The 24,840-nt window shown below is 36.2% G+C and carries 21 protein-coding genes; 12 read left to right on the top strand and 9 right to left on the bottom strand.

Annotation, left to right across the window (positions count from 1 at the left end; all coding sequences use genetic code 11):
- Positions 1-230 precede the first annotated feature (230 nt).
- The 3 genes from MG292_RS02905 to MG292_RS02895 are packed head-to-tail and all read left to right on the top strand — an operon-like array spanning position 231 to position 1,188.
- Complete coding sequence (locus tag MG292_RS02905; RefSeq protein ID WP_264534190.1) at positions 231-560, top strand: YtxH domain-containing protein; 330 nt, start codon at positions 231-233, stop codon at positions 558-560.
- 23 nt (positions 561-583) lie between these two features.
- Complete coding sequence (locus MG292_RS02900) at positions 584-934, top strand: competence protein (protein WP_264534191.1); 351 nt, start codon at positions 584-586, stop codon at positions 932-934.
- A gap of 2 nt (positions 935-936) precedes the next feature.
- The gene (locus tag MG292_RS02895) at positions 937-1,188 is read left to right on the top strand and encodes a DUF6327 family protein (RefSeq protein ID WP_264534192.1); all 252 of its coding nucleotides are present in this window, start codon (positions 937-939) and stop codon (positions 1,186-1,188) included.
- 30 nt (positions 1,189-1,218) lie between these two features.
- Here MG292_RS02895 and gltX read toward each other — a convergent pair whose 3' ends face one another.
- Complete coding sequence (gltX, locus tag MG292_RS02890; RefSeq protein ID WP_264534193.1) at positions 1,219-2,724, bottom strand: glutamate--tRNA ligase; 1,506 nt, start codon at positions 2,722-2,724, stop codon at positions 1,219-1,221.
- Positions 2,725-2,856: 132 nt separating this feature from the next.
- Between gltX and MG292_RS02885 the strand changes: the two genes are divergently transcribed.
- From MG292_RS02885 to MG292_RS02860, 6 genes are all read left to right on the top strand, one after another.
- Positions 2,857-6,126, top strand: a complete 3,270-nt coding sequence (locus MG292_RS02885) for a DUF4175 family protein (RefSeq protein ID WP_264534194.1) — start codon at positions 2,857-2,859, stop codon at positions 6,124-6,126.
- Entirely contained in the window at positions 6,123-6,542 is a 420-nt protein-coding gene (ybeY, locus tag MG292_RS02880) for an rRNA maturation RNase YbeY (protein ID WP_264534195.1), read from the top strand. The genes MG292_RS02885 and ybeY overlap by 4 nt, the downstream gene beginning before the upstream one ends.
- A gap of 96 nt (positions 6,543-6,638) precedes the next feature.
- On the top strand, positions 6,639-8,510 hold the full coding sequence (gene mnmG / locus MG292_RS02875; protein WP_264534196.1) for a tRNA uridine-5-carboxymethylaminomethyl(34) synthesis enzyme MnmG: 1,872 nt from the start codon (positions 6,639-6,641) through the stop codon (positions 8,508-8,510).
- A 72-nt stretch (positions 8,511-8,582) separates the two neighbouring features.
- Positions 8,583-9,431, top strand: a complete 849-nt coding sequence (locus MG292_RS02870; RefSeq protein WP_264534197.1) for a class I SAM-dependent methyltransferase — start codon at positions 8,583-8,585, stop codon at positions 9,429-9,431.
- Positions 9,432-9,676: 245 nt separating this feature from the next.
- The gene (locus MG292_RS02865) at positions 9,677-10,240 is read left to right on the top strand and encodes an OmpH/Skp family outer membrane protein (protein WP_264534198.1); all 564 of its coding nucleotides are present in this window, start codon (positions 9,677-9,679) and stop codon (positions 10,238-10,240) included.
- Between the two features lie 121 nt (positions 10,241-10,361).
- Complete coding sequence (locus tag MG292_RS02860) at positions 10,362-12,632, top strand: helix-turn-helix domain-containing protein (RefSeq protein WP_264534199.1); 2,271 nt, start codon at positions 10,362-10,364, stop codon at positions 12,630-12,632.
- A gap of 35 nt (positions 12,633-12,667) precedes the next feature.
- Here MG292_RS02860 and MG292_RS02855 read toward each other — a convergent pair whose 3' ends face one another.
- Complete coding sequence (locus tag MG292_RS02855) at positions 12,668-13,603, bottom strand: HU domain-containing protein (RefSeq protein WP_264534200.1); 936 nt, start codon at positions 13,601-13,603, stop codon at positions 12,668-12,670.
- A 217-nt stretch (positions 13,604-13,820) separates the two neighbouring features.
- Between MG292_RS02855 and dprA the strand changes: the two genes are divergently transcribed.
- Positions 13,821-14,921: a DNA-processing protein DprA gene (gene dprA / locus MG292_RS02850; protein WP_264534201.1), complete on the top strand. Its 1,101-nt coding sequence runs from the start codon at positions 13,821-13,823 to the stop codon at positions 14,919-14,921.
- Between the two features lie 108 nt (positions 14,922-15,029).
- Here dprA and trpS read toward each other — a convergent pair whose 3' ends face one another.
- The 7 genes from trpS to MG292_RS02815 form a co-directional block, all read right to left on the bottom strand.
- Complete coding sequence (gene trpS / locus MG292_RS02845; protein WP_264534202.1) at positions 15,030-16,010, bottom strand: tryptophan--tRNA ligase; 981 nt, start codon at positions 16,008-16,010, stop codon at positions 15,030-15,032.
- 88 nt (positions 16,011-16,098) lie between these two features.
- Entirely contained in the window at positions 16,099-16,857 is a 759-nt protein-coding gene (locus tag MG292_RS02840) for a polysaccharide deacetylase family protein (RefSeq protein WP_264534203.1), read from the bottom strand.
- 2 nt (positions 16,858-16,859) lie between these two features.
- Entirely contained in the window at positions 16,860-17,894 is a 1,035-nt protein-coding gene (locus tag MG292_RS02835; protein ID WP_264534204.1) for a hypothetical protein, read from the bottom strand.
- Between the two features lie 152 nt (positions 17,895-18,046).
- Positions 18,047-18,418, bottom strand: coding sequence for a DoxX family protein (locus MG292_RS02830; RefSeq protein ID WP_264534205.1), 372 nt, complete (start codon positions 18,416-18,418; stop codon positions 18,047-18,049).
- A gap of 10 nt (positions 18,419-18,428) precedes the next feature.
- Positions 18,429-20,300, bottom strand: coding sequence for a M1 family metallopeptidase (locus MG292_RS02825; protein WP_264534206.1), 1,872 nt, complete (start codon positions 20,298-20,300; stop codon positions 18,429-18,431).
- Between the two features lie 57 nt (positions 20,301-20,357).
- The gene (locus tag MG292_RS02820; RefSeq protein WP_264534207.1) at positions 20,358-21,938 is read right to left on the bottom strand and encodes a S8 family peptidase; all 1,581 of its coding nucleotides are present in this window, start codon (positions 21,936-21,938) and stop codon (positions 20,358-20,360) included.
- 66 nt (positions 21,939-22,004) lie between these two features.
- A complete protein-coding gene (locus tag MG292_RS02815; protein WP_264534208.1) occupies positions 22,005-22,865 on the bottom strand; it encodes an MBL fold metallo-hydrolase in 861 nt (286 codons plus the stop codon).
- Positions 22,866-23,039: 174 nt separating this feature from the next.
- On the opposite strand from MG292_RS02815, the gene MG292_RS02810 reads away from it, so the two are divergent.
- Complete coding sequence (locus MG292_RS02810) at positions 23,040-23,369, top strand: HesB/IscA family protein (RefSeq protein WP_264534209.1); 330 nt, start codon at positions 23,040-23,042, stop codon at positions 23,367-23,369.
- 11 nt (positions 23,370-23,380) lie between these two features.
- Positions 23,381-24,829 carry a Fe-S cluster assembly protein SufB gene (sufB, locus tag MG292_RS02805; RefSeq protein ID WP_264534210.1) on the top strand — a complete coding sequence of 483 codons (1,449 nt, stop codon included), beginning with the start codon at positions 23,381-23,383 and terminating at the stop codon, positions 24,827-24,829.
- Positions 24,830-24,840 lie beyond the last annotated feature (11 nt).

Raw genomic sequence — 24,840 nt, 5'->3', positions numbered from 1 at the left:
TATTACTATTTAATTTTTAATTGATTTATCTAATTAAAAACAGCTTAAATAAATCAATTTTGAGCAACTATTTTTCTTTTTATAACATAGAATACTATTTTGTAAAATGAATCGATTTAAACTTATTTATTTACTTTTTATCTTATAAAAGGACAGTTTAACGAGTTCTTATCTCAAAAAAGAAAAAAATAACGTATCTTTAAGGTAGCAATTGATAAAAAATAGAAATTATGTCAAGTACTTCAGGAAATTCTTTATTGGCACTTGTAACAGGTGCATTAATTGGTGCAGGAGTTGGAATTTTATTTGCTCCAGATAAAGGTTCAAAAACAAGAGAAAAAATAAAAGATGGTTTTCAAGAGGCAAAAGACGATTTGAAACAAAAATTAGATGAAGTTTCAGAGCAGCTTAAAAATAAATTGTCATCTTCCAAAGATACTTTAGAAGACTCATTTGAAGATTTGATTTCTAATGTGAGTTATAAAACAGAAGATGTTATTTCATTTTTAGAACAAAAATTAGCCGAATTGAAAGAGCAAAACGCCAAACTTCAAAAATAAGTTCCACCCCAAATACCTAAATTATGGCTTTTGAAGAAATAAAAAATCAAACCGAACAAATTCAAGAACACGCAAAAGGGTATATAGAAACCAATATTGAGTATTATAAACTTCGTGGTTTTAAAGTTTTGATGCAATCAACCACAATGATTGTTAAATTCCTTTTAATTGTACTTTGTTTGAGTATGGTAATTTTGTTTGGTTCTATTGCAGCGGCGTTTGCTATTGGAAGTTATTTCAACAATACCGCTTTGGGTTTTCTAATCGTTGGAGGATTTTATTTGATTCTTACAGGATTATTATTTTTAGTGAAAGATAAAATTGTAGAAGGACCTATTTTAGAGAAATTTTCAGCCATCTTTTTTAATGATTAATTATGTCTAAACACTATTCATCCTACGATCAAATTAATGCCGACTTAGAAATTCTAAAGCTGGAAAAAGAAATTCATAAGCAACATATTTTGTTGAGTGTGGAAAAAACAAAAGAAACATTACAACCCAAAAATCTTTTTCAAGAAGCATTAACGTCTTACAAAAAAGTGTTTTCTAATTCGTATGTACGCATTTTACAACTAGCCATTCCGTATGTTATTGATTGGCTTATCCATAAAAAAAGAGGCAATTAAGCCTCTTTTATTTTTTTGCCAAGTTTAGAATTATAAACTAGCTATTGCTTTTTGAATTCGTTGAATGGTTTCTTGTTTTCCAATCAATTCAGCAATGTCAAATAGGTGAGGGCCTTTTAAAGCACCTACTAAACTCAAACGGAAAGGTTGCATTATTTTTCCCATTCCAATTTCATTAGCCGTCATCCATTCTTTAACAACCGTTTCTATTGTTGAAGCAGTAAAGTCTTGAATCCCGTCTAAAACAGCAATTAAATTTTGCATTAAAGCAGGCGTTTCCTCTTTCCAGTTTTTGGATGCTTTTTCATCGTACGAACTTGGCGCTTCAAAAAAGTAGTCACTTAATTCCCAAAATTCAGAAACAAAATGCGCACGTTCTTTTATTAATGAAACAATGGTAATTAATTTATTTTCTTCAATTGTAATTCCTTTTTCGGTCAAAATAGGAGAGAAGGCTTTCGCCAAATCAGCATCTGGCTGTTGTATCAAATATTGGTGATTGAACCATTTATTTTTTTCAGGATCAAATTTAGCTCCCGCTTTATGTACTCGATTTAAATCGAAATTTTGGACCAACTCTTCCAAAGAAAATAATTCTTTTTCGGTTCCATCGTTCCAACCCAATAAGGCTAAAAAGTTAACTACAGCTTCTGGAAAAAATCCTTTTTCTCTGTAACCTGATGAAACACCTTCTTCTGTTTTCCATTCTAATGGAAATACCGGGAATCCCATTTTATCACCATCTCTTTTGGATAATTTTCCGTTTCCAATTGGTTTTAGAATCAAGGGCAAATGAGCAAATTCGGGCGCTTCCCAACCAAAAGCACGGTACAATAAAACGTGCAACGGCATAGAAGGCAACCATTCTTCGCCACGAATAACGTGTGAGGTTTCCATCAAATGGTCGTCCACAATATTTGCCAAGTGGTACGTTGGCATTCCGTCGCTTTTAAATAATACTTTATCGTCTAGTAAATTGGTTTCAAATTTTACGTCTCCGCGAATGATGTCGTGTAAATGCAAAGTTTCATTTACAGGAGTTTTAAAACGGATTACATATTCTTCACCTGCAGCGATTCTTCTTTCGGTTTCTTCTTTAGAAATCACTAACGAAGTGTCTAATTTTTCTCTATTGTGATGGTTGTAGATGAATGTTTTTCCTTGTTCTTCGTGTTGTTTTCTATGCGCATCCAAAGCTTCAGCAGTATCAAAAGCATAATACGCATTTCCAGAATTGATTAATTGATTGGCATATTGCTGGTACAACTCTTTTCGTTCGCTTTGGCGGTAAGGGCCAAATTTTTCATTCTTTCCAACGGTTTCATCAGGTGCAATCCCTAACCAATTTAAGGCTTCCAAGATGTATTCTTCGGCACCAGCTACAAAACGATTTTGGTCGGTATCTTCAATTCGTAAGAAGAAAGTTCCGTTATTTTTCTTGGCAAACAAATAATTAAATAAGGCGGTACGAACCCCACCGATATGTAAAGGTCCCGTTGGACTAGGTGCAAAACGCACACGAATTGGCTTTAACATGATAGCTTTTTTTAACTTTTTATTCTTTTGCAAATATAGCTTCAAATTACTTGATATTTCGATTGATTTTTTTAACAGTGGTGTATTCTTATAAATTGTTACTTTTATTGGTTAAAAATAAAGCCGACGTATTTGTCAACTGAAGAAATCATATATCAGAAATTAGAAGCTTTCATAAGAAAGTATTACGCAAATGAATTGATCAAGGGAATCATCTTCTTTTTCGGTTTAGGATTGCTGTATTTTCTTTTCACTTTGAGTATCGAATATTTTCTATGGCTGAAACCAAATGCACGCACCGTTTTGTTTTTGGTGTTTATTTTGGTTGAATTGGTTTTGTTGATTCGGCTGATTTTGTTCCCCACTTTCAAGTTGGTTAAACTAAAAAAGGGAATTAATTATAAACAAGCGTCTGAGATCATTGGGAATCATTTTAACGAAGTAGGAGATAAGCTAACTAACTTTCTTCAGTTGGCACAAAATACAGCGCAATCCGAATTGTTATTGGCGTCTATTCAACAAAAATCAATCGAATTACAACCTATTCCTTTTACTAATGCAGTTAATTTTAAGGCCAATAAGAAGTATTTACCTTGGGTAGTAGTGCCAATAGGTTGTATTTTCTTTTTTTATGCAACTGGCAATAGCAGTGTGTTATTTCAAAGTTTTAATCGAGTGGTCCATTTCAATACGGCATTTGCTCCACCTGCACCTTTCCAATTTCAAATTCTCAATACCACTTTAACTACCGAAGAAAATAAAGATTTTACGATTCGTGTCCGTACCGAAGGAAAAGTGGTTCCTGAGAAAACCATGATTTTTTTCAATAACGAAAGTTATTATATGGAAACCGTTCGTCCTGGCGAATTCAAATACACGATTACCCATCCTAAGCAAGATTTAACTTTTCATTTGGAAGCGAATGAAATCAGTTCCAATGAGTATCAATTACAAGTAATTGCAGTGCCTTCGATAACCAATTTTGAAATGCAATTGAGGTTTCCATCTTATTTGAAAAAGAAACCCGAAACCCTTCAAGGAACAGGTAACGCTATAATTCCTGAGGGAACGCAAGTAGTATGGAAAATTACGACCCAAGCCACTCAAAAAATGAATTGGAAAAGTGCTGGAACGGCCGTTTCTTTTGCTAAAAAAGGGAATCAATTTATTTTGGCTAAAACGATTATTCAAAACACAGAGTATCAAATTAGTAGTTCCAATGCTAACGCAAAACAGCACGAAAAGTTAAATTATCAATTTGCCGTGGTAAAAGACCAGTTCCCCGCTATTCAAGTCGGCCATGCTCCAGATAGTTTAAAGTTGGGAACCAATTATTGCGTGGGTCAAATCTCGGATGATTATGGTTTGTCTAGGCTTCAAGTTGTGTATTATCCTAAAGACAAACTCGCCAATGCTAAGCGTGGAACAATTGCAATTAAGCCAGCGGCTTTTGATCAATTTATTTTTTCGTTTCCAAGTAGTTTACCGGTTCAATCAGGAATTGTTTACGAGTACTATTTTGAAGTTTTTGACAATGATGCGATACATCATTTCAAACGAACTAAATCCGCTGTTTTTTCTTCACGTTTGGCCACAGCCGAAGAGAAAGAAGAACAATCCTTGCAACAGCAAAACGAAAACAGCAACGGATTAGAAAAGTCGTTAAAGACTCAGGAAAAGCAATTGGTCGAATTAGATAAATTGAAAAAATTAGGAAAAGAGAAAAACGAGTTTGAATTCAAAGAGCAACAAAAAGTAACAGATTTCTTGAAGCGTCAAAAAAACCAAGAACAAATGATGCAGGAATTTGCAGAAAAGATGAAAGCCAATTTAGAAAGCTTTAAGTCGGATCAAAAAGATCCTTTGAAAGAAGACTTGGTAAAACGTCTTGAAAAAACCACTCAAGAATCCGATAAAAACAAAAAGTTGTTAGACGAACTTCAAAAACTAAATGACAAAATAGGAGCAGAGGAGTTGCTTCAAAAATTGGACAATTACAAACAGCAAAGTAAAAATCAAACTAAAAATTTGGCACAATTGGTGGAGCTCACTAAGCGATTTTATGTGGAGAAAAAAGCCCAGCAATTGGCAGCTAAATTAGATCACCTTTCAGAAAAGCAAGAACAATTGTCTAACAGCGGAAAAGAAAATAAATCCGACAAGCAAGAAAGTATTAATGCGTCTTTTGATAAGATTCAACAAGAGTTGAAGGATCTTCAAAAAGACAATACCGAATTAAAAGCCCCATTGGATTTACCCAAACAAGAATCTAAAGAAAAAAGTATTGACGATGATTTGAAAAAAGCGTTGGACGAATTGCAGCAAAACAACACTCCAAAAGCACAATCTAAGCAAAAATCAGCCGCTAATAAAATGAAAGAAATGTCTCAAAAAATGCAAGAGAGCATGGAGTCTTCTGAAATGGAACAATTGCAAGAAGATGTGAAAATGTTGCGACAAATTACAGATAATCTTTTGGCTTTTTCTAATGCTCAAGAAGAGGTGATGAAACAATTTAAAGAGACGAAATCGGCTTCGCCTTCGTTTAATAAAAACATAAAAATTCAACAGAATCTAAAACAACAATTCAAACATGTTGACGACAGTCTATTTGCGATGTCTTTGCGCAATCCTAAAATTGCTGAAGAGATTACCAAGCAAGTGGGCAATGTGCAATACAATGTCGATAAAGCTATTGAAACCCTAACCAATTCTCAATTTACTAAAGGGATTTCACACCAACAATATGCCGTTTCAGACGCCAATAAATTAGCGGATAGACTGAGTGATATGCTGTTCAATATGCAACTGTCTTTGTCGGGAATGAGTAGTGGAAAACCAAAGCCAGGTCAGGGGCAAGGAATGCAATTGCCCGACATTATTAAAAAGCAACAAGGCTTGGGCGAACAAATGAAGCAAGGAATGAAAGAGAATGGACAGCAAGGCAAATCTGGCAAGTCACAAAAGAACGGTCAAAGTGGAGAACAAGGTGAAGGTGATGCTGAGGCGATAATGCAACTTTATAAAGAGCAACGTAAACTTCGAGAAGCGCTTGAAAGCGAATTAGAAAAGCAAGGAATTGGAGGTAAAGGACAGTCTGCTTTAGATCAAATGAAACAGTTGGAAAAGCAATTATTAAACAAAGGTTTTAAGAACGAAACCGTTCAAAAAGCTAACAACATTCAACAAGAATTATTAAAATTAAAAACAGCGTTGCAACAACAAGGAGAAGAAAATAAAAGAGAATCAGAAAGCAATAAAAAACAATTTTCAAATACAGCCAATGCTTTACCCAAGCCTTTGTTAGAATATTTGAATAGCATTGAGATATTAAATAGACAATCCTTACCTTTGCGCTCGAATTTTAACGAAAAGGTTCAAAATTATTTTAATAAAAAATGATCGATTTCAATTACGAAACCAACTTTACTTTAGAGAACGAAGACGCGATTTCTTCTTGGTTGTCTCAAGTAATTATTTCAGAAGATAAGAAGGAAGGGGAGATTAATTATATCTTTTGCGACGACGAATATCTTTTAAAAATCAACTTGGAATATTTAAACCATGACACGTTAACCGACATCATTAGTTTTGATTATTCGATGGGTAACGAACTAAATGGTGACATTTTTGTTTCGGTAGAAAGAGTACAAGACAACGCCAACGATTTTAAGGTTTCGTTTGAAGAAGAGTTAAAACGAGTAATGGTTCACGGGGTGTTACACTACTGTGGATACAAAGACAAAACACAATCGGATGAGCAAGTAATGCGCTATAAAGAAGATGAAAAATTAGCAATGTTTCACGTGGAACAATAGCTGGTAATTTTAAATTAAACGCAAGATGTTTCACGTGGAACATCTGCAAAATATATTCAATTCATAATCCAACCGAGGGAATTAAATTAATAAAAAATGTTTTTAAACGAGTATGATGTAATTGTTGTGGGCGCGGGTCACGCAGGTTGTGAGGCCGCTGCCGCCGCTGCTAATTTAGGTTCAACAACATTGTTGGTTACAATGAGTTTGCAAAACATTGCGCAAATGTCATGTAATCCCGCTATGGGTGGAATTGCAAAAGGACAAATTGTACGCGAAATTGATGCTTTGGGGGGTTACTCTGGAATAGTATCGGATAGAACCGCAATTCAATTTAAAATGTTGAATAAATCCAAAGGACCAGCAATGTGGTCGCCACGAGTACAGAGTGATAGAATGCGTTTTTCTGAAGAATGGAGAATGATGTTGGAGACCACTCCCAATCTTGATTTTTATCAAGAAATGGTGAGCGGTTTGATTATTGAAAACGGAAAAATCAAAGGAATTAGAACAGCTCTTGGAGTGGAAATAAAATCCAAATCAGTGGTGTTGACCAATGGTACATTTTTGAATGGATTGATTCATATTGGCGAAAAACAATTTGGTGGTGGTAGAGCAGGAGAGAGCGCTGCGTATGGAATCACAGAAGATTTAGTAAATGCGGGTTTTCAAGCGGGACGAATGAAAACAGGAACACCTCCTCGAGTGGATGGACGTTCGTTGGATTATTCTAAAATGAATGAAGAAAAAGGAGATGCTAAACCAGATAAGTTTTCGTATTCTGATGTAACGTCTCCGTTGATTCATCAAAGATCATGTCACATGACGTACACTTCTTTAGAAGTTCACGATATTTTAAGAGAAGGTTTTGATCGTTCGCCCATGTTTAATGGCCGAATTAAGAGTTTGGGACCAAGATATTGCCCTTCAATTGAAGATAAAATCAATCGTTTTGCAGATAAAGAAAGACATCAATTATTTGTAGAACCAGAAGGATGGAAAACGTGCGAAGTGTATGTAAATGGCTTCTCTACTTCTTTACCTGAAGACATTCAATTTAAAGCACTGCGTTCGGTAGCAGGTTTTGAAAATGTGAAATTTTTACGGCCAGGTTATGCTATTGAATACGATTATTTTCCACCAACTCAGTTAAAACATACCTTAGAAACCAAGTTGGTTGAAGGCTTGTATTTTGCGGGACAAATTAACGGAACAACAGGCTATGAAGAAGCAGCTTCTCAAGGATTAATGGCGGGAATTAATGCCCACTTAAAAGTACATGAAAAAGCACCGTTAATTTTAAAAAGAGACGAGGCTTATATAGGTGTTTTAATTGATGATTTGATTACTAAAGGAACAGAAGAACCGTATCGAATGTTTACTTCTCGTGCTGAATATAGAACCTTATTACGCCAGGATAATGCCGATTTTAGATTGACGCCTATGTCGTACGAAATTGGTTTGGCTTCTGAAGCACGTATGCGCCGTATGGAATTTAAGTTAAACGAGTCGGAGAAAATGGTCAATTTTTTCAAAGAAACAAGTGTTTCGGTAGCAGAAACGAATCCAATTTTAGAATCTAAAGCTTCTGCACCAATCTCTCAGGGGGATAAAATGTTTAAAATATTTTCTAGACCTCAAATAGATTTGGATGATATTTTAAAGTTTGAAAAGGTAATTACCTATGTCAAAGAAAACAATATCGATCAAGAAGTGTTAGAACAAGCCGAGATCCAAGTAAAATATTCGGGTTATATTGAAAAGGAAAGAAACAATGCGGATAAACTAACGCGTTTGGAAGAAGTTAAAATCCCCGAGGACTTTGATTATCACAAGATCAAATCAATGTCAATTGAGGCGAAACAAAAGCTAAGTAAAATTAAACCCACTACTATTGCTCAAGCTTCTAGAATAAGCGGCGTATCACCGAGCGATGTTTCAGTTTTACTGATTTATATGGGAAGATAAATTGTTCCACGTGAAACTACGCTGTGAAGACCTGTTTTTAAAAGGATTTAAAACAAAAGAATATAATTTACAATGACTATTTCAAACAAAAAACATTTTCTTACTGTTACTGATTATTCTGTTTCCAAAGAAATTTTTGACCTGTATCTAGACGAAGAGTTGGATATGTTGATTACGCATCCACAACCTAGTTTAGATGTGCTTGGAAAGTATTATGAAAGTGCTGATTACATTTCGCACACAGACAGTAAGCGCTCTTTGTTTGAAAAAGCGTATCATTTTGTAAAATCCATTGCTTTAAAAAACAAATTAAATTTAATTAATTCGTTGCAACCTAATAAGGGACGAATTCTTGACATTGGAGCAGGTACGGGAGAGTTTCTTTCGGTAGCCAAACAAAACGGTTGGGAAACTACAGGCGTCGAACCTAGTGATAAAGCAAAACAGATAGCCATTAACAAAGGCGTTTCTTTTGTAGAGGCTATCGCGCAACTAGATGACCATTCTTTTGATGTAATTACAATGTGGCATGTTTTAGAACACGTACCTGATTTGGATCACCAAATAAAAGAATTGAAGCGTTTGTTAAAACCAACAGGTTCTTTAATTATTGCAGTTCCTAATTTCAAATCGTTTGATGCGGCATATTATGGTAAATTTTGGGCAGCATATGATGTACCTATTCATTTTTGGCATTTCTCAAAAAAAGCGATTCAAAAATTATTTCAAAAAGAACAAATGGAATTAGTTAAAATTCTTCCTATGAAATTTGATTCGTTTTATGTGAGTTTATTATCTGAAAAATACAAAACAGGAAGAATGAACTTTATAAAAGCATTTTTCATTGGATTATGGTCAAATATAAGAGCAAAATCAGATTTGGAGTATTCTTCTCATATTTATGTGCTTAAAAATTGGTAAAAATCATTTAAAGCGCTTTTAGAGCGCTTTTTTATGGTTGCATAAGGATTTGGTTGTATTTTAAAAGAAACCGTTTTAAATCGAGCCGTTAGGAACCGTTTTTAATAATCGTAAATTATAACAAACGCGATCACTATAATAAAAACTGATGTATTAAATAATACACCATTTTTTCAAGTTTTTGTTAGGACTATCTATTTTTTTATATTTTTGTCCGATACACTTAAAATTTACAAATTCACAAAATGAAAAAAGTATTAGTAATTATTGCACTTTCAATTTCAGTTATTGCTTGTGACAAAAAAGCAGAGGTTAAAGAAGTTAAAACCGCTTATGTAGATACTTCGAAATTAATGAGCGAATACACAGAAGCTAAAGATCTTGAAGCAAAATACAAAGCACAAGCAGAAGAAAAAGGAAGGTTGTTAGAAGCAGAGATTAATCGTTTTAAACAAGAAGCGTCTAATTTTCAAGCGCAAGCACAAGCCAATGGACAAGCTTGGGCACAACAAAAGGGTGCAGAATTACAAAAGAGAGAGCAACAATTGGGCTATGCTCAACAACAATTGTCTCAACAATTACAACAAGAAAGCGGAAAAGAAATGGATTCGTTGGTTTCGGGTGTTAAAAAATTCATCAAAGCCTACGGAAAAGAAAAAGGATACTCTTATATCTTTGGAACAGGTGATGTGGCATCAGTATTGTATGCTGAGGACAAGTATGATATTACCGAAGATTTAATCAAAGCGTTAAACGAAAAATATAAAGCAACTGGAGTTAAAGAAGAAAAAGCACCAGCTAAAAAATAAGAAAAACGTATTTTTCAAAAATGCCTTCATCTTGAACTAGATCGGAGGCATTTTTTTTGAGTCAACTTTACTAAGGAATCTTTATTTTCAATATTTTAGCACTCTCAAATCTATACGCCCGATGCAAACTATATCCGAAGCCGCTTCTTATACTCTAAGATTTATTAATCAAACGCAATGTTCCGTTTTTCTTACGGGCAAAGCAGGAACCGGAAAAACAACGCTTCTTCGCGAAATCATTGAAACTACTCATAAAAATACCGTTGTTGTTGCCCCAACAGGAATTGCAGCTTTGAATGCTGGAGGAGTTACCATACATTCGATGTTTCAATTACCTTTTGGCGGATTTTTACCAGATAATTCAGCACCTGATTTTTCAGAGCACACCAAGTTTGAATCGAAAGCCACCTTGCGACGTCATTTCAAAATGAGCGGTTTAAAACAATCTGTAATCCGCAACATGGAATTATTGATTATTGACGAAGTAAGTATGTTGCGCGCCGATTTGCTTGATGCAATGGATTTTATGATGCAAACAGTGCGTAAAAACAACAAACCGTTTGGTGGCGTTCAGGTGTTGTTTATTGGTGACTTATTGCAATTACCTCCTGTAATTCGAGATGACGAATGGCGTACCTTGAAAAACTATTACAAAGGAAAATTCTTTTTTCATTCGCAGGTGGTGCAACAAAATCCGCCTTTATATATTGAGTTGGATAAAATCTTCCGTCAGACGGATGATGCGTTTATTTCGGTTTTGAATAACCTGCGCAACAATCAAATTTCAAAAGAAGATATTACCACTTTAAATCAATACGTTCAGCCTAATTTTGATTTGAAAGCCAATAAAGGCTATATCACTTTGACGACTCATAATGCCAAAGCGGATACGATAAATTCACAAGCCTTGGAAGACTTAGAGGGTAAAGAATGGTTGTATTCGCCAGAAATAACAGGTGATTTTCCAGATAAAATTTATCCAGTAGATGAAGTATTGCGTTTGAAAGAAGGAGCGCAAATTATGTTTGTTAAGAATGATTTGTCTTTCGATAAAAAATACTTCAACGGAAAAATGGGCGTGATTAAATCACTTTCTGCCAAAGAAATTCTGGTTTATTTTCCCGAAGAAGATAAAACCATTGAGGTTGAAAAATACGAATGGCAAAACATTCGCTACAAAGTAAACGACACGACCAAAGAAATTGAGGAAGAGGTTTTAGGCACGTTTGTGCATTATCCGATTAAGTTAGCTTGGGCGATTACCGTTCATAAGAGTCAAGGCTTGACGTTTGACAAAGCTGCGCTCGATGTATCGCAAGTTTTTCTGCCCGGGCAGGCCTATGTTGCCTTATCACGTTTGCGTTCGTTAAATGGGCTTATTTTGCTTTCTCCGCTGCAAATGAATGGTATTTCAAACGATCAGGACGTGATGGACTATTCATTGAACAAAGCTTCAGAAACGCATTTGGAAAACGCCCTGCATTTTGAAACCAAAAATTTCATTCATCAGTATTTGGTCCAAACCTTTGAATGGGCAGATTTAGCTCAAGAATGGCGCAACCATCAGTATAGTTATAACGATAAATCGGAGGTGTCTTCCAAAGCCAAATATTCCTATTGGGCTAAGGAACAAACTGAAAGAATAGAGAAAGTGGTTGAGCCGGCTAAAAAATTCATTCAGCAATTGAATGTGCTATTTAGTCAAGAAACGGTCGATTTGAATCATATTTCAGAACGGATACAAGCCGCTTATACCTACTTTTTTAATCCAATGGACGAGTTGGTTTTTGAGATTTTGTGGAAACTAGAAGAAGTGAAGCGACTTAAAAAAGCCAAGGCGTATTTTGACGAATTAGTGTTTTTAGAAGAACTTCAAACCAAAGTTGTTTTGCGATTAATGAAGGCCAAACGTTTAATAGAAACTGTTGTGGCGGGAGAAACTATTTCGAAAGAAAAATTAGCTTCACCCGAAATTAAAATGTACGTCAGTCGAAAAGTAGCAGCCATTCAAGCTACCTTTAAAAAGGTAAATGCGAACTTGATTGAAGACGACTTAGACGAAGAACGTTATCTTCCTAAAAAGAAAACAAAATCACCTACCAAGAAAACCACGGTGGAAGAAACCTATGATTTGTGGAAACAAAACAATTCAATTGCTGAAATAGCTTCCATCAGAATGTTGACCCAACAAACGATTTACAATCATTTCGTTCGTTTGATACAAACGGAAGTAGTTGCTATTGAAGACATCCTTCCTTCGGATAAATTAGACGAACTTGCGGCTGCATTTGAAGGATACAAAGAAGAATCGTTAAACGGATTAATGGAAAAACATGGCGATAAATTCAGCTGGGAAGAAGCCAAAATGTTTAAAGCAAGTTTGAATATATAGTCAATAAAAAACCGCCTTTCGAGGCGGTTTATATTTTATAATGATTCAATTAAAATCCAAGCTTCAGGATTTTCTTTGGCCCTGATTTCATTCTTAATTTTTTCAGCTTCGGCATAAGTAGAAAAACTTCCATAAAGAACCGGATATAAACCGTGTTTGTTACGCTCAATTCGTTTGGCTTTGTATCCTTTTTCACTTAAATCCTCAAAGATGCGTTGTGCGTTTTCTTCGTCTCTAAAAGCACCCGCCATCACATGATACGGTAACTTACCTTCTTTAACAGTAAGTGTTACGGCTGGAATTGGACTTTCTATAAAGAAAGTAGCCTCTTGTATTTTGTTTTGAACCTGTCTTTGAACAGCCGTTTCTACAATTATTTTTTGGGTTTCTATTTCATTTTGATAAATAGGGTAACCCACCGTTCCTAATAATCCTAATCCTAAAACAAAAGCCGCGGCATATTTCAAGAAAGTGTATCTGTTTTTGTGTTCAGGAACTAATTGGATTGTTTCTGTTTCTTCTAAAGCTTCTAATTGTTGTTCAAATAGTTCTCTTTTTACAAGTGGAGAAACAAACGGACTCAAACCAAAAGAACTGCTCAAATAATTGGTTTGATCGTGTGGAGTGAATATTAAATTTCTATCGGCGTTCAGACAAAAGTCACCTACGTTTTTAATAGAGAAAACACCAGTTTCTTGCAAGGTTTTTTTCCAATTGAATACTTCATATTGAATAGCGCTAACTGCATATTCGTATGAAGTTTTTTCAGTTTGTGCAATATGATTAGCCAATAAACCGTCGTTATTCTTTAAATAAGAATTAAAAGAAATTAATTTCTTTGGTGGAAAAAACGAGTTGGAACTTTCCACTAATTGAGCGGATTGGATTTCAGTTAAAAAAGCCCCAAAACCCGGCACAGTTACACATTGGTAACGGTACAAAAGTTGCGCGATGTAATTTTCAATTTTCATAGTAACAAAGTTATGCAAGGAAAATAGTTATCAAAATTTTATTCACAATTTTTATTAACAATCGGAATTATTTTTACAGCTATTTCAATTTCAAGGAGTTACTACTATTTTGTGAATTTCAAAAATAAAGAAAATAGAATTTTAGCCACTAATTTTTATCAAAAAAGAACTGATTTTACGACTTTATACCTAAATTTAGACTCCAAATTGACCCCCAATGAATGACCAAGAATTATTTTATTTACTTGCCTTACAACGCGTAGAAGGCGTAGGCGATATTATCGCAAAAAAATTGCTCACGCATTTTGGTTCTGCCGAAGCGGTATTCAAAGCCAAATCGTCACAATTAGCTTCCATTGATGGAATAGGAACTATTCTGTTGAAGAATTTCAAAGACTCATCTGTTTTTGCGAAAGCAGAACGCGAATTACATTTCGTCGCTTCCAATCCAATTACTGTAACTACTTTTCAAGATGTCGATTATCCAGAACGTTTGAAACATTGTTTTGACAGTCCGCTCGTGTTGTTTAGTTCAGGTAATATCGACTTGAAAAACAAGAAAACGATTAGCATTGTCGGTACACGTCAAATTACTTCGTATGGTTTAGAGTTTTGTCGCAAATTTATCGAAGATATAGCTCCTTTGAATCCCGTTATTGTGAGTGGATTTGCTTATGGAGTGGATATTGTTGCACATCAATTGGCTATGGAAAACAACCTTCAAACAGTTGGAGTAGTAGCGCATGGGCTGAACCAAATTTACCCCAAAGCCCATAAAAAATATGTGGCCAAAATGGAAGAAAATGGTGGTTTTATGACTGAGTTTTGGAGTTCGTCCAATCCCGATAAAGAAAATTTTGTGAGAAGAAACCGGATTGTGGCAGGAATGACCGAAGCTACGATTGTCATTGAATCGGCAGAGCGCGGAGGTTCTTTGATTACGGCCAATATGGCGAATGAGTACAACCGAGATGTATTTGCTGTTCCGGGTAGGGTGACTGATAAGTACAGTCAGGGATGCAATACGTTGATTAAAACCCAAAAAGCCAACGTGCTTACTAGTGCTGCCGACTTGATTTATATGTTGAATTGGGACTTAGAAAAAGACGTTAAATCGGTACAAAAACAACTCTTTGTAGCTTTGGACGAAGACGAACAAAAAATCTATGACTATCTTTTAAAAACAGGCAAAGAATTGCTTGATCTTATTGCGCTACACTGTGATTTTCCTATTTATAAAATATCGGGAATCTTGTTAAATATGGAGTTGAAAGGCGTGATTAGACCTTTGCCGGGTAAGCTGTTTGAAGCAATTTAACTTACGATTTACGATATTGGATTTACGAGAAGGAACGCAGATTAGAGAAATTCAAGAAATCTTAATTTATCTTAATCCCTTAATGGTAAAAAAATTGTGGAATTGATGTTAACCCATTTTTTCGAAGCCCAATTTTTCTCTCACTTTTGCTAAAACACCATTTGCTACGGCACTTGCTTTTTCAGCGCCTTTTCGAAGTAAACCATCGACCTCGGTTAAGTTGCTCATGTAGTAATTGTATTGCGCTCTTTCGTTTTTAAATTTTTCCACAATTAGTTCAAACAAAGCTTGTTTGGCGTGACCGTAACCATAATTTCCACCTAAATAATTGGCTTTCATAGTTTCGATTTCACTTTCAGAAGCTAGAAGTTTATAAATAGCAAACGCATTGCAACTGTCTGGATTTTTTGGATCTTCTAGTGGTGTACTATCCGTTTCTATGCTCATAATTTGCTTGCGCAACGTTTTGTCGTCTAAGAAAATATTGATAACATTATTAGCGGATTTACTCATTTTTCCACCATTGGTACCCGGAATAAGCATACTATCTTCTTGGATTTTGGCTTCAGGAATAACAAATGTTTCGCCCATTTGGTGGTTGAAACGAGAGGCTACATCGCGAGTAATTTCAAGGTGTTGCAATTGGTCTTTTCCCACAGGAACAAATTCAGCGTCATACAATAAAATATCGGCTGCCATCAGCATAGGATAGGAAAACAATCCTGCATTCACATCGTCTAAACGATCCGCTTTATCTTTGAAAGAGTGTGCCAAAGTCAATCGTTGGAACGGGAAAAAACAACTCAAATACCAAGACAATTCAGCAGTTTGAGGCACATCCGATTGTCTATAAAACACTACTTTGTCTACATTTAATCCACAGGCTAACCAAGCTGCTGCCGTGCTGTACGTATTAGCGCGTAAGGTTTCGCCGTTTTTTATTTGGGTAACCGAATGCAAATCAGCAATGAAAAGAAATGATTCGTTTGCTGGATTGTTAGACAATTCAATTGCAGGAATGATTGCGCCTAATAAGTTTCCTAAATGGGGAGTTCCTGTACTTTGAACCCCTGTAAGTATTTTTGCCATTGTTGTTTTTTCTTGCGCGCAAAGTTCGCAAAGTTTGCTTCATTTTCGCAAGCTTTCGACGGATTTTTTAAAACCACAGCAATTTTGGTTAATGAAAAGTAGTCTGAAGCACTTTTAGCATGGTAGGAGTGGACCAAGTTCCCGCTATAGTTTTTCTTCGAACGGTGAATTCAGGATGCGTTTTGTCTTTTGCCGAAGAAAGGATAAAAGCGAGTTTGAAATGTTCGGATCTGAGTTTCGAAATGGCATTTTGGTTCCACAACCCAAAGGGGTACGAAAAATAATCAATGGGTTGGCCAATCAGGTTTTCTAATTGTTTTCGAGGACGAATTAATTGGGTATTCCAATCATTTTCGGTATAATGAGTGACCGCTGTGTGGTCCCAAGTATGTAAGCCAATAGTATGTCCTGTTTGAGATAAAATTTTGATTTGATTTTTAGTCATATAGCCCGGTTTTCCTATTGAAACGGTCATAATAAAAAACACGCCCTTGAAGTGGTATTTGTTCATTTCGGCTATAGCCAAGGTAAATTGTTCGGCACGCGTATCGTCAAAAGTAATGAGAATGGGTTTTGGTGGCAATAGCGCGTTGTGAATTAAATAGCGGTACAATTCGTCAGGAGAAATGGTTTGGTAGCCGTTATCGTATAGGGCTTTCATTTGTTCTGTAAATCGTTTGGGAGTGGTGGAGTAGGCTTTGACATCAGGACTTGCCTTGGCACTAAAATTTTTAATGTTGTGGTAGCACAAAATCGGAACTTCTTTTTTATTATTGGGTTTTGTGTGGCAAGACCAGCTGATGGTCAAAAAGGAAAAAACAACACCTAAAACAAGACTCTTTTTCATAATTATTGGTATTGAATGTAAATGGGTTTAGGTTTGAATCGGAGCAGTTCTTCGGGAGAGTACAAACCAGCGCTATTTCCTTTAGTGTCGTTTTTATAGAATAATTTGAAACCTGTAAATTGAACAGGTTCTTTAAAAACACAATCGTGGTAGGTTGATTTTTTTAAGGTTTTGTTGCCAAAACCATCCATATTCATCACAACTTGGACTTCGGGAAGCGGTTTGATTTTATGATAATCAGTGACCATTTTTTGGGTAAACCGATGGACAATTAGTACTTTTGGAGGCAGTTTGTTTTCACGGACAATTTGAGCCAAAAACCGAATCGCATAGTTGATATCTTTTGCCGAGTAGGTTCCGATTTTGGTTCCTGGAAGACTTTTATTTTTCATTGAAAATTCTGGGTCAATGCCCAAATGAACCTGAGGCAGTTGAAGGTATTTGACCAAGGTGGGTAATTCCTCTTGCAAGGTACTATGTCCCACTTGCACATCTAAAAAAACGATACCCTTGATTTCTTTTGCCCAAGATAGTACAATATCAATTTGGTGGTGCGGCATTCGCAGTCGATGGGTGTTGCTTTTTCCGGGAGTATTTTGGGCAGTAATAGCAATATAATGCAATGCAGGAATGGTGGTTACAGAAGCATCGGCTTTGTGCCATCGGTTGACTTCGTAATTTAGTTTTTGGAGCATTTGTTGCTTGGGTAATGCGCCTAAAACGCCCATTCGTTTGGAATACAAATTGCCATAAAATGCCACGATGCGATGGTAAGGTAAAATAGCCCCAGCTAGGGGATAAACTGTTTTAACAGGCCATCGTCCCGAAGCATCTTGGTTGCTTAAAGCCCAAAGACGTTGGTTGTAATCAACAGTGTCAATATGGGTAGTAATAGACTCTTTTACAATCGAATCCTTTACAACTGTTTTGGTTTTCTTTTCTTTTGAAATGAACGCAGGTGCTGTGCGTGCTTTTTCGCAACTGATTACTACTAGTAAAACAGCCAAAAACATCAGCAAAACCAGCACCTGTTTCATTAGTTTAATTTCCTTTTGATTAAAGATAGTTTGGTTTTTTAATAATCAAAAGGGTTTAAGACCAACACCTTTTTTTCTCGTTTAAAAGCACAAAAAAAGACCTAAGTACTTAGGTCTTTTTGTATTGATATCACGTTTTTGGAATGATGTATCTAATTTTTGTTCTCGATTAATTTGTGGTAATACATGTAAGAAACCGCTAAGATCCCTAAAACTACTAACGGGAAAAAGGTTTGTCCATTGATACTATCAACAGCACCGTGGCTGATTGCCGCAAATAGAAAGTTAAAAGCAAAACCCGCATACGCCCATTCTTTTACTCGTTGAGGAACTTGAGGGATAATTAATGCCAGCACTCCTAACACTTTAAAAACAACCAAGGCGTTTCCAAAATACTCAGGATACCCTAAATGTCGAATTCCTTCTTTTGCCAATTCAGTTTGTGAGGTTAAGGCGGGTAACAGCCCTTCAAATAAAGCAATTAGAGTAGTTGCTGTCCAAAAAATTATTTTTTCTTTTTTCATTTGCCTGCTATTATTTCGCTAAATAACTATTGTTTTCCAATTTCACATCCGCCATCAACCCGCTTGGATCAAGGGTAATTTTTTTGATGCTTGCCTTGGGCTTCGCAATACTAAATTCAAAAGTAGGATACGCCCAAGCCCAGTCGTTTAGGACCGTTCTTTTGATAGCAGGAGTTGGGTTTTCTTTTTCAAAACTCATCAAACGCAACGGGATATAGAAACTTTCTGAAGTACCGTCTGCATATTCTACTAGTACATCGATAGGCATTGGCATTCTTCCTATTCGCTCTAGCGTTACTGTAGTGTTTGCAGCATTGTCTTTTACTTCTTTAATGCCGTAATCAATAGTGTTAGTCGTTTCTGTCCAGTCCAATAAGTACCAATCCAAATTAGCGCCTGTAACACGTTCTGCAGAACGTTTAATGTCATTTGGCGTTGGGTGTTTGAATTTAAAATCGGTATAGTAACGGTGTAGTGTTTCTTTTAATTTATCTTCTCCAATCAAGTAACCTAATTGCGATAAAAAGATACTTCCTTTTACATAAGACGAAATGCTGTACGAGCGGTTTTCATCGTAGCGATCACCGTGAGTGCTTTGTGGTTGTTCTTTGCCCGACTCCACTAATTTGGCGTAAGCCATATAACTTCCTTTGAACGGATTGGCAACTTTCTTTTCGGAAAATTCGTTAAGCGCTAAATCTTCAATAAACGAGGTAAAACCTTCGTCCATCCAAGGGTGTTTGGATTCGTTAGACGCCAAAATATGTTGGAACCATGAATGTGCTAACTCGTGTGCCGCTGTTCCCGAAATACCTTCAAAACTTCCGTTTCCTAGCATCAAAGTACACATGGCATATTCCATTCCGCCATCGCCTCCTTGGATGAAAGAATATTGTTTGTATGGGTAGTTCCCTACGGTAGTATTGTAAAAGCCCATCACTTTAACCATTAGTGGTTGTAGTTTTTTCCAATTTTCAATAATCGCAGGATTGTTTTTGTACAAAAAGTGAATCGCCACATTATTAGGCCCTTCAACCACATCGTGAAGATAGTTTTTGTCGGCAGCCCAAGTAAAATCGTGCACCATTGGCGCTACAAAATGCCAAGTTAGGGTTTTTGTTTTCTTGGGTTGTGCTACAGTAATTCCCGCATCTTGGTAACCATAACCAATTTCGTTTTTGTTTTGCAAATATCCCGAACCGCCTAAAATATAATTAGAATCAATAGTAATATTCACATCAAAATTTCCCCAAACACCATGAAATTCTCTCGCGATGTAAGGATCGGCGTGCCAACCTTCAAAATCAAATTCGGCTAATTTTGGGTACCATTGCGCCATGGATAATTCCACACCTTCGGCATTATTTCTTCCCGAACGACGAATCTGAACTGGTACTTGACCATCAAAATCCAAACTAAAAGTAGTTTTTGAATGAGGTAATATTGGCTTCGCTAAAGTCACTTCTAAGATTGTTCCCACTTCTTTTGCCAAAGCAGTTTGTCCATCTTGTTTGAAATTAGCAACGTGCAAATACCCAATTTCATTAGGTTGCAACGTTTTGATTCGGCTTTCTTTAACTTCGGTTTCTCCTACTTTTATTTTGCGAACCATTCTCGCGTCTGGATCTTTAATGCTTTGAATTCTGGCGTCCATTTCGCTTCCTGGTTGAAAAGCATTGTTGTACAAATGATAATACACTTTTCGCAAGGTATCTGGCGAATTATTGGTGTACACCAATTCTTGTTTTCCTTTGTATTGATACGTTTTCACATCCATTTTCACATCCATTTTATAATCGACATGTTGTTGCCAATAGGATGTGTTTTGTGCCATTCCGGTTATTCCAAAAGAAAAAGCAGCGATTAAAAAGAGGTTCTTCATGGTTTAAATTAAAAAAAGGAAGGGCTTTTGCCCTTCCAAGTTGGTTTCAAATTCGAATTATTTTTTTGACATTTTTGCAGCCATTTGCAAGGCGTTGTAGGCATTTACGATTTTTCCTGATTTAGAAAGTGCCGAAAACGGACGTGTATCTGCTGGTTTTCCACCTACAATTACATCGCTTTCAATTGCTACACCAGAATCCATCAAAATATGTTTTACTTGTTTAGCTGATAATTTAGGGTAGTACGAACGAATCAAAGCGGCTACCCCAGCCACGTTTGGCGATGCCATTGAGGTTCCTTGTAAATAACTATACGTGTTATTTGGCGTAGTTGCGTAGATTTTTACTCCAGGAGCAAAAACATCTACATTAGTTTTTCCAATATTTGAAAAGCGAGCTACTAATTTAGCACCGTTTTCAAAATTCAATGCACCAACCGTAATCATATTGTCTGCAAATTCAGTTACTTTGTCATCAGAATCATTAGGAAAATTATCGTTGTAATCAATGTCTTTAGCATCATTTCCAGCGGCGTGAACTATTAAAACATCTTTCTTTTCAGCATATTTAATAGCGTCGTAAACCCATTGCTTATGAGGCGAAAAAGGTTTGCCAAAACTTCCGTTAATTACTTTAGCTCCGTTGTCTACAGCATAGCGAATCCCCAAGGCAATGTCTTTATCGTATTCGTCTCCATCAGGCACGGCGCGAACGGTTAGAATCTGAACATTAGTCGCAATTCCGTCTCCTCCAAGATTGTTGTTTCTTCCTTGAGCTACAATTCCAGCCACGTGGGTTCCGTGACGCGCTTCTTCTTTATCTGGGCCAATAACGTTATTGTTTCCGTATTTAGTATTTGTAATGTCGTTTGGATTGTCTCCCAACACTTTACGATAATTAGGTTTAAGGTTGTCACCATTTAGCAAAGCAACAAATTCGTCTAACTGTTTTTGAATGGCTTCTTTTAATTCAGCAATTGGCATCCCAAAAGACAACATTCTTTGCATATCAGCCTTGCTTTTTTGGATTGCTGGCACATCAGAATTAATGGCATTTACTTCTTCGGCAGTATAGGTGGTTTTTCCTAAATGTTTGCTCAAGGTAGCATCGCCTTCAGTAAGAGTTACCAACATTTGTTCCAAACGCACTTTTCCTTGAGTAGCTTCGGCTACTTTTTTATCATTCATTGCTTTAGCAGCCAAATAGGTTTTTTCGTCCACCAATGATTTGTCTTTGATGATGCGTTCGTATTCTACATTTTCTTTAGTGATGTCGCCCAAAAAGTTCCATCCGTGAATATCATCAATGTATCCGTTTTTATCATCGTCAATTCCGTTTCCAGGAATTTCTTTTTTGTTGGTCCAAACGACTGATTTTAAATCCTCGTGTTCAATATCTACTCCCGAATCCACAATTCCAACAATAACAGGAACGCCTTTTTTACCTTTTAACAACTCAGCATACGCTTTGTCTACACTCATTCCCGGAATAGTGTCTTTAGCTAAATCCAAATGACTCCATCGGTTCAATTCAGTTTCTGTTAGTTTCGCTTTTTTAGTAACAGTTTGTGCCGTTGCCGAAAACGACAAACCAGCCATCACAACAAGTGATAAAAGGGATAAGTTTATTTTTTTCATCGGGTTGGTTTTTAATGATTATTCAAAAATACTTTTATTTGGGTCAATTAATCGCAAAGATTAACTTTATTTTAATATCTCGTCCGCAGAAAACACATCTTTTAATCGAACACCTCTTTCTGTTTTTTCCACCGTAATAATTTCGTTATGCGCATCGTGTTGTAAGAATAAATAATAATTATTCTCAGCTGCGGCATTCATAAATTTTGTTTTTTCAGGCATAGTTAACAGCGGACGCGTATCATAACCCATTACATACGGAATCGGAATGTGTCCGGCTGTCGCCAATAAATCAGCACAAAAAACAATGGTTTTGTCTAGGTATTGCAGGTGCGGAATCATTTGCTTTTCGGTATGACCGTCTACAAATAAAATTCCAAAACCCAATTCGGATTTCACTAAAAAATCTTCTTCAGGACGTTGAATAAAGCGCAATTGCCCACTTTCTTGCATGGGTATAATATTCTCTTTTAAGAAAGATGCTTTTTCTCTCACATTGGGTTCGGTTGCCCATTGCCAATGGTTTTCATTGCTCCAAAAGACAGCATTTTTAAAAGCGGGTTCGTAGCCCGTTCGGTCTTTGTTCCATTGAATACTTCCGCCACAATGGTCAAAATGCAAATGCGTCATAAACACATCCGTGATATCATCGCGATGAAAACCGTATTTTGCCAAGGATTTGTCCAAAGAATGGCTTCCCCAAAGCGAATAATAGCCAAAAAACTTGTCCGATTGTTTGTTACCCATTCCGGTATCAATCAAAATTAGTCTGTTCCCATCTTCAATCAACAAACAACGTGCTGCAATATCAATCAAATTGTTCTCGTCTGCAGGATTGGTTTTGTTCCAAATGGTTTTTGGCACCACGCCAAACATAGCACCACCATCGAGTTTAAAATTTCCAGTCTCTATAGGATATAGTTTCATCACTTTTTCAATTAAAACGGATGCAAATTACTAAATAGTTTTATTCCAATTCTGGAAATCAATTTTTTCTATATTAACATTAGTTATAAAAATCCTATTGTGTATGGCAATTCCTTTAAAAGATAGTATCTTTGCTCTTTATTTAGAAAAAATAAAAATAACACCATTCAACACATGATAAAAGTTTCAGATACAGCAAGCAAAAAAATCATTGAAATGATGCAAGAAGACGGTTTTGATGCAACCCAAGATTACGTTCGTGTGGGCGTGAAGAGCGGAGGTTGTTCAGGCTTGTCTTATGAATTGAAATTTGACAAAGAACTCACCGAAAACGACAAGGTTTTTGAAGATAATAATGTGAAAATTGCCGTAGAGAAAAAATCATTTTTGTACTTAGCAGGAACGGTTTTGGAGTTTTCAGGTGGATTAAACGGAAAAGGATTTGTGTTCAACAATCCCAACGCAAGTAGAACTTGTGGGTGTGGGGAGTCTTTTTCTCTATAAAAATTTAAATTATGTCAAAATATACAGAAGACGATTTAAAAATTGAACTCGAAAACAAGGAGTACGAGTACGGGTTTTATACTGAACTGGATTCGGAGACCTTTCCTATTGGGTTAAATGAAGAGATTGTACGCGCTATTTCTAAGAAAAAAGAAGAGCCACAATGGATGACCGATTGGCGTATTGAGGCGTTTCGTGCTTGGGAACAAATGGAAGAACCAGAATGGGCGAATGTGCATTATGAAAAACCCGATTTTCAAGCGATTTCCTACTATTCAGCTCCTAAAAAAGCCGACCCAAATAAAACACTGGATGATGTAGATCCAGAACTGTTGGCGATGTACGAAAAACTAGGTATTTCTCTCGATGAACAAAAAAAATTGAACAATGTTGCCATGGATATTGTAGTAGATTCAGTTTCTGTAGCTACTACATTCAAGAAAACATTGGCCGAAAAAGGCATTATTTTTATGAGTATCTCTGAGGCTATTCGTGAATATCCTGAGTTAGTTCAAAAATATTTAGGAACTGTGGTTCCAATGAAAGATAATTTCTATGCCGCTTTGAATTCGGCAGTATTTTCAGACGGATCGTTTTGTTACATACCAAAAGGAGTCAAATGTCCGATGGAATTGTCGACCTATTTCCGAATCAATCAAGCAGGAACAGGTCAATTTGAGCGCACGCTTTTAATTGCTGATGAAGGTAGTTATGTGAGTTATTTGGAAGGATGTACAGCGCCAAGTCGTGATGAAAACCAATTGCACGCAGCAGTTGTAGAATTGATCGCATTGGACGATGCTGAAATTAAATATTCTACAGTTCAAAACTGGTATCCTGGAAATAAGGAAGGAAAAGGCGGAGTTTATAATTTTGTAACCAAAAGAGGGTTGTGTGAGAAAAATGCGAAAATTTCGTGGACACAAGTAGAAACCGGTTCTGCTGTAACTTGGAAATATCCTTCTTGTGTGTTGAAAGGGGATAATTCAATTGGCGAATTTTATTCAATTGCCGTTACTAATAATTTTCAACAAGCAGATACAGGAACCAAAATGATTCATTTGGGAAAAAACACCAAATCGACCATTATTTCCAAAGGAATCTCAGCAGGAAAATCACAAAACAGTTACCGCGGATTGGTTCAAATTAGCCCTAGAGCCGATAACGCTCGTAACTTTTCGCAATGCGATTCGTTGTTGATGGGAAACAGTTGTGGCGCACACACCTTTCCCTACATTGAAAGTAAAAATCCAACAGCTAAAATAGAACACGAAGCCACCACGAGTAAAATTGGCGAAGACCAAGTGTTTTATTGCAATCAGCGTGGTATTCCAACCGAAAAAGCCATTGCCTTAATCGTAAACGGATTTAGTAAAGACGTTTTGAACAAGTTGCCAATGGAATTTGCCGTTGAAGCACAAAAACTACTAGAAATTTCGCTTGAAGGAAGCGTCGGTTAACTTAATGAATC

Origin of the sequence: Flavobacterium keumense (assembly GCF_029866485.1) — a bacterium.
Lineage (GTDB): Bacteria > Bacteroidota > Bacteroidia > Flavobacteriales > Flavobacteriaceae > Flavobacterium > Flavobacterium keumense.
This window is presented reverse-complemented; position numbering and strand designations above follow the sequence as displayed.